Source organism: Streptomyces hainanensis (genome assembly GCF_004348415.1).
GTDB classification, from domain to species: domain Bacteria; phylum Actinomycetota; class Actinomycetes; order Streptomycetales; family Streptomycetaceae; genus Streptomyces; species Streptomyces hainanensis.
Genome location: NZ_SMKI01000031.1, coordinates 21,651 through 28,004, shown reverse-complemented (window position 1 = coordinate 28,004; position 6,354 = coordinate 21,651). Strand labels below are relative to the sequence as shown.

General features: G+C 75.2%; 4 protein-coding genes. 2 read left to right on the top strand and 2 right to left on the bottom strand.

Annotation, left to right across the window (positions count from 1 at the left end; genetic code table 11):
* Positions 1 to 260: 260 nt before the first annotated feature.
* The gene (locus tag E1283_RS04915) at positions 261 to 1,697 is read right to left on the bottom strand and encodes a HEAT repeat domain-containing protein (RefSeq protein WP_132816623.1); all 1,437 of its coding nucleotides are present in this window, start codon (positions 1,695 to 1,697) and stop codon (positions 261 to 263) included.
* Between the two features lie 234 nt (positions 1,698 to 1,931).
* On the opposite strand from E1283_RS04915, the gene E1283_RS04910 reads away from it, so the two are divergent.
* The gene (locus E1283_RS04910) at positions 1,932 to 3,446 is read left to right on the top strand and encodes a SpoIIE family protein phosphatase (RefSeq protein WP_132816622.1); all 1,515 of its coding nucleotides are present in this window, start codon (positions 1,932 to 1,934) and stop codon (positions 3,444 to 3,446) included.
* Positions 3,447 to 3,504: 58 nt separating this feature from the next.
* Here the strand turns inward: E1283_RS04910 and E1283_RS04905 are convergent, their stop codons facing one another.
* Positions 3,505 to 4,983 carry a DNA-binding protein NsdB gene (locus E1283_RS04905; protein ID WP_132816621.1) on the bottom strand — a complete coding sequence of 493 codons (1,479 nt, stop codon included), beginning with the start codon at positions 4,981 to 4,983 and terminating at the stop codon, positions 3,505 to 3,507.
* A gap of 237 nt (positions 4,984 to 5,220) precedes the next feature.
* Between E1283_RS04905 and E1283_RS04900 the strand changes: the two genes are divergently transcribed.
* Entirely contained in the window at positions 5,221 to 6,321 is a 1,101-nt protein-coding gene (locus tag E1283_RS04900) for an aminoglycoside phosphotransferase family protein (protein WP_132816620.1), read from the top strand.
* Positions 6,322 to 6,354 lie beyond the last annotated feature (33 nt).

Below are 6,354 nucleotides of genomic sequence, written 5' to 3'. Positions count from 1 at the left end.
CCATCCGCCAGCAGATCGACCTCCACTTCTGACCCCGACCCCGACTCCGGTCTCAGCGGTGGCCGCGCTCGGCGAGGTGTCGGGCGACCTGCAGAGCGGTGTGGGCCACGCCGTTGACGTCGGGGGGATAGGACTCGGTGACGATCAGGACTCGCATCGGGGAGGTGCGCATACGAGCGTTGTCTCCGACGGGGGCGTGGTCCCGCCCACATCCGTATGTCCGTTCGGAAAACGTCCCATGAGCCTTCAGGGCTCGGGGATCATCCGGTGGCCCGATCGCCCAGGCGCCCGCGGACGGCGAGCTGTACGTCGGCCTGCTCCGCGGGGTCGGTGGCCAGCCGACGCAGCCGCTCCACCACCCGCTTGTCGACCGTGGTCGCGCAGCGGGCGGCGACCTCGCGGGTGGCCTCCTCGCAGTCCCACAGGCACTCGACGGCGAAGCCGGTGGTGAAGGAGGGGTCGGTGCCGGCCAGGGCGCGCGCGACGTCGCCGCGCAGCTGGGAGGAGGCGGTCTCGCGGTAGATGTGGCGGAGCACCGGGACGGCCCCGCCGACGGCGAGCCGGCCGGCGCCCTCCACCAGGGGCCGTAGCTCCCTGGCGTCCATCCCCCGGCTGCGCACCGCGCGCAGCAACGCGGTCAGCACCCGCGGGGCGTCCCGGCTGCCGCCGCGCCTGGCCAGCATGGCGGCGGCGCACGAGCCGAGCTCGTCGTCGCGTTCCGCCCAGCGCCTGGCCTGCCGGAGCGCGTACTCGCCGCCCATCCGGGAGAACGCGGTGACGGCGGCCCCCGCCACGTCCTCGTCGGGCGCGCGGGCGGCGGCCTCGATCAGGGGGAAGACGGCCGGCTCCTCGCGCTCGGCGAGGTGCCGCAGGGCGGCGGCGCGCACCGCCGGCTGGCCCGCCTCGGCGGCGGCCAGCAGTGTGCCGCGGTCGGCGGGGCTCGCCACGGCGGCCAGGCAGCGGGCGGCGGCGGCCTCCCGCCACTGGCGCGGGGACTGCTCGTACCCCTCGCGGGCCCAGTCGAGGACGGCGGCGACGCTCCAGCCCGGCTGCGGCCCCGGCGGGCGCAGCTGCCGCTGCCAGCGGTCGAAGTCGCCGTGTTCCAGGGCACGCCCCAGGCGGGCGCGTTGCTCGGGGCGGTTCGGATCGCCGGCCCACACGTGCCAGGGGCGGGGCTCGAAGGAGTCGCGGACGGCGGCGGTGAGGGCGGCCTCGCCCTCCTCGGTGTGCGGGAAGCGGAGCAGGATCTCGGGCCCCAGGGCGCGCAGCCCGGCGTCGTCGTCGCGGACGGCCAGCTCGTCGAGCGCCCAGCGCCAGTTGGCGCCGGTCACGGCGTACCTGCGGAGCAGGGCGAGGGCCTCGCGGTCGCCGTAGGAGGTGAGGTGGCCGAGGACGGAGAGGGCGAGCCCGGTCCGCTCCTCCTCGGGGCGCACCGCGTCGTCCGGGTGGAACAGGTGTGCGGCGACGGCGCCGAGCCCGACGCCCAGCTCCACGTAGAGGCGCGCGTAGTAGAGGGAGCGGTGTTCGAGCTGCCAGTCCCGGCGTGGGTCGTGCAGCACGCAGCGTTCGAGCGCGGCGACGGCCTCCGCCCGAGGAGCCGCGAGGGCGTGCAGCCACCCGTCGCCGCGCCCCCGCTGGAGGAGCCCGAGAAGGGTCCCGCTGGGCGCTATGTCTGTTTCAGTAGGACTGGCGAACATATGAGTCAGCATCCGGTGCGGTCGATCCCGTGGCAAGGCATTTCCGTTGGGACGGCTCCTTGCCGGTGCGAGCCCGTTCTACACCCAACGGAGGTGAAGCGGCGCCCCAGGGCGGCTGAATCTCTTACGGAGCGGGGAAGGCTGTGCAACAGTCTGGAGTCGTCCGCCGGGAAGGCGGCCCCGCCGACCGACCCGGGACGTCAGGTCCTGTCCGCGCCGCATCAGGGACCCGCCATGCTCTCCTCGCAGCACCCGGAACCCCCCACGAACGACCTCCCCGAGGGGACCTCGCCCGACGGGCTCGACGAGCTGATCACCCGCGCGCGCCGGCTGCGCGACGACATCGAGACGCAGCGGCGCGGGGAGGCCTCCCGTGGCGCCCCCGAGCCCCGGCGGTCGGTCTGGGAACTGGCCCTCGACGGCCTCGACGACGTGGGCGAGCGGCTCGCCGAGCTGCGGGCCGAGGGCGGCCCCGAAGGAGCCGGGGCGCGGGCCGGTTCCGAGCAGCCGGCGGGCCGGGTGGGCAACGCGAGGTGGAACCTGCTGACCGACGGCGTGGTGTGGTCGGACGGGATGTACGCGATCTTCGGCCGCCCCCTGGTCGAGGGGCCGCTCACCCTGGACCAGCTGCCGTCCTGGCTGCCGCCCGAGGACCAGCCCTCGCTGACCGCGGCCGTCACGGACTGTCTGGTGGACGGGCGGCCGATGGACTGCGAGTTCCGCATCACCCGGCCGGACGGCTCGCGTCGGCTGGTGCGGATGGCCGGCGAGCCGGTGCTCGACGGCAACGGCGGCACCGTCGCCATGTGCGCAATGGTCCGCGACCTGCGCGAGGACCGACCGGCCACCGGTCCGGGGCCGGACGCCGCAACAGCCGACGACCGGGCGGCGGGCGCGGGCGCGGGGTCGGGGGTACAGGGCATGGCCGCCGGACCCGAGCCGACCGGCGGGCCGCGCGGGGGTCCGGACGAGCCGCGGGTGCCCTTCGGTGAGACCCCGGCCGGTCGCGGCGTCGCGGTGGTGCTCGAGGACTCGGTGCTCGCGCCGTGGCTCGGCTCGCCGGAGCCCGGCGGGCCCGAGGGGCCGCCCGGGTCGCTGGAACTCGCCGCCCGGTTCCTGCCCGCCGGGAACGGAGCGCCGATGAGCGGCCGGTGGTTCGACTCGCTGACCCTGCCGGACGGCGGCCGCCTGCTGACCGTCGGCGACCTCTCGGGCACCGGCCCGGCGGCCACCGCCGGCACCGCCACGGTGCTCGGCGCCGTCCGCGGCATCGCGCTGACCGGAGCGCCGCCAGGGGCGCTGCTCGGCCACCTCAACCAGCTGCTCGACCGCGCCATGCACCCGGCGCTGGCCAGCGTGCTGTGCTGCCGCTACGAGCCGGATCTCGGCGCGCTCACCTGGTCCCAGGCCGGCCACCCGGCGCCACTGCTGTGCCGGGACGGCACCGGCTGGGCGCTGCCGCGACCGGCCGGGCCGCTGCTCGGCGCGGACGGCGAGGCCCACTTCGCGCAGCGCACGGACCGGTTGGCGCCCGGGGACGTGCTGGTGCTCCATACCGACGGGCTGTTTTCGGCCATCCCACGGCAGCTGCCGGCGGGCCACGCCGGCGATCACCGGCTGATCGACCTCGCCCCCCGGCTGAGCTCGGCACGCAGCGCCGCAGAGTGCCTGCGGGTGATCACTGCGGCCTGCGGCGAGGTGGGCAGGGAGGACGACGCCTGCGTGCTGGTGGCCCGGGTGCGGAGCTGACGAACGCCGGCGAGGCGGGGCCGGCCGGACTGGTCGGCGGCCCCGCCTCGGCCGCCGATCAGGCCGGCCGGCCCCCGGACCGCGAGGAGCCGGACGGCTCCGGGGGCAATACCTGTTCGATCTCTTCGCGCAGGCTCTCGATCCTGGCGTAGCCCGCGTAGTAGCCGGTGAGCCGGTACATCTCCCGCAGCCGGTCCCAGGTGCGGTGCGACGAGTTCTCGCCGATGCTCGCCAGCGCCAGCCTGGCGTAGCGGTCGGCCTGTTCGGGGTCGTCCGCGATGAAGCAGGCGGAGGCCATGGACAGCTGGTCGAAGATCCGCGACCTGCCCCGTTCGTCCTCGCGCAGCGCGAGCGCCTGGACGGCGAACCGGGTGGCCGGCCGGGCGGCGGCCGGGTCGTGCTCGGCGAGGGTGCGGTAGGCCAGCGCCTGCATGCCGTAGAGGTCGGCCTCGTCGAACATCTGCATCCAGCTCGGCGGCGGCACATCGCCCCGGTCCGCGACGAACATCTCCTCGGCCCGGCCGAGCAGCCGTCGCATGGCCTGGCCGTGGCCCCGCGACGCCTCGGCCCACGCCTCGATGGTGCAGAGCATCGCCCGGGTGCGGGGCAGGGCCTCCTCGCCCATGCCCGAGTTGGCCAACTGCATCAGGTCCAGGGCGTCGTCGGGTCGGCCCAGGTGGACCATCTGCCGGGCCGCCCGGGACAGCGCCTCCCCGGCGCGCGGCTGGTCGCCGCCCTCCCTGGCGGCGTGCGCGGCGATCACGAAGTACTTCTGCGCGGTGGGCTCGAGGCCCACGTCGTGCGACATCCAGCCGGCCAGCACCGCGAGGTTGGCCGCCACCCCCCACAGCCGCCGCTGGAGGTGTTCGGGGTGCCGGAAGGCGAGCATGCCGCCGACCTCGTTGAGCTGGCCGACCACGGCCTTGCGCTGCAGGCCGCCGCCCCGGGAGGCGTCCCAGGCGCGGAAGATGTCCACCGAGCGCTCCAGGGCCTCGATCTCCTCCGCGCCTACGGGGGCCGCCTCGTAGCGGTCGAGCCCGGCGGGATCGGCGGTGGTCAGTGAGTCGTAAGGGGTCATGACGTCGCGGGCCGGAGGGGTCCGCAACCAGTCGTACATGGCGTCGCTGAGGGCTGATCCTGCGGCGAGCGCGGCGCCCGCACCCACCATGCCGCGTCGGTTGAGCATGAGGTCCATTCCCGTGAATTCGGTGAGGACCGCGGCCGTCCGCTGGGGTGCCCACGGCAGTCCGTGAATGGACGGCCGTGTCCCCGCTTCCCCCGGCCGGCGGAACCCGAGGTCCTCGATGGTCACGACACGACCGAGTCGCTCGGTGAACAGCGTCGCCAGCACCTCGGGCACCGGGTCTCTCGGGGTCTCCCCCGTGTCGATCCAGCGGCGGACCCGCGAGGTGTCCGTTGCCAACTGCGGATAGCCCTGGGCGGCCGCCTGCCGGTTGACCAGTCTGGCGAGTTCGCCCTTGGACCACCCGGTCAGCCGGAACAGGTCCGCGAGACGGGTGTTGGTTCTGCTGCTCACGTCAAGCCCCCAGGATCTCGGCTGAGTTGACAGTAACCGCCGCGCAACGGCCACATGACAATTCGCCAGGGTTTCGCCAGGGCACGCCACATGGTGTGCCACCCGCGCGAGGGAGTGATGTAGACACCGCGCAACCCCGGTCCGGTGACCGCCCGGCATTTCCCCAGGATGCTGGGCGGCCCCACCGGCCCGGGAGCGCCGTGAACCTTCCGGCACACGAAGGGACCGTGCCCGCCTATGTATCCAGCACCAACCCCCGTGGCCTCCCGGGCCCGGCCGCGGCTCGTCGGCCAGCTCGGCGGCGCCCCGGTGAGCGGCGCGGACGACCGCGCCCGCCGGCCGCGCCGGCCGGGACCGGCGCCGGGCGCCGGGCGGATCGACTTCTCGGGCGCGCGAGGCGAGAGGCTGCGCGCCGCACTGTCCGCCACCCAGGAGATCTGCCCAGAGTTCACGCCGGTGCAGGTGGTCAGGGACGCGGGCCCCTCGGTCGTGCTGATCGGCATGGCCGGCCGCCGCGCCGCCGTCGCCAAGTCCCTCCTCGACCCGACCGGGCCACAGGCCGACCGGACCCGGTCGGAGATAACGGCCTACCGCACCTTCGTGCACCACCGGCCCCCGGTGCGGGCCCCGCGACTGATCGCCGACGACCCGCACAGCGGCACCCTGGTGGTCGAGTTCGTCCCCGGTCGGGTCGGCGCCACCCGGCGGCACCCGACGTCCGCCCCGTCCGCCGGCGAGCTGCGCGGGGTGATCGCCGCGATCCGTCGACTCAACACCTGGCGGCCGCCGGAGGGCGTGTTCCCCGACCCGGTGAGCTACCCCGCCTGGCTCGCCCGCTACCACTCGCTCGGGCTGCTGACCGACCGCGACGTCGGCGACATGCAGGCGCTGTTGCACGGCCTGTGCGCCCGCGGCCGGCAGGAGCTGCCCCGCCAGTTCTGTCACGGCGCGACGCAGCTGTCCCACATCCTGCTCTCGCCCAACGGCCCGGTGCTGGTGAGCTGGGAGTCGGCCGGCTGGTACCTGCCGGGCTACGACCTGGCCACGCTCTGGTCGGTGCTGGGCGACGCGCCGCTGATGCGGCGTCAGATCAGCCAGGCCGCGCAGGCCGCCGGCCCGCGGGGCCGGGACGCCTTCCTGGTCAACCTGATGCTGGTGCTCACCCGGGAGATCCGGCTCTGCGAGGAGGCGGTGCAGCGTGCCATCCGGCGGCCGATGACCACCCCGGCCGGCGGCGGTCTCTCCTTCGGCGAGGAGCAACGGCTGTTGCTGCGCCGGCTGCACGAGGACTGGGCGCTGGCCCGCCGCGCGATCCGCGCCGCCGTCGGCACGAGGTAGCCGGGCACGTGCCCGGGCGACGCCACCGGTGCC

Excerpts from the sequence above, each read along its gene's own strand:
- E1283_RS04900 (WP_132816620.1), top strand. The coding sequence starts at position 5,221 with ATGTATCCAGCACCAACCCCCGTGGCCTCCCGGGCCCGGCCGCGGCTC.
- E1283_RS04915 (WP_132816623.1), bottom strand. The coding sequence starts at position 1,697 with ATGTTCGCCAGTCCTACTGAAACAGACATAGCGCCCAGCGGGACCCTT.
- E1283_RS04910 (WP_132816622.1), top strand. The coding sequence starts at position 1,932 with ATGCTCTCCTCGCAGCACCCGGAACCCCCCACGAACGACCTCCCCGAG.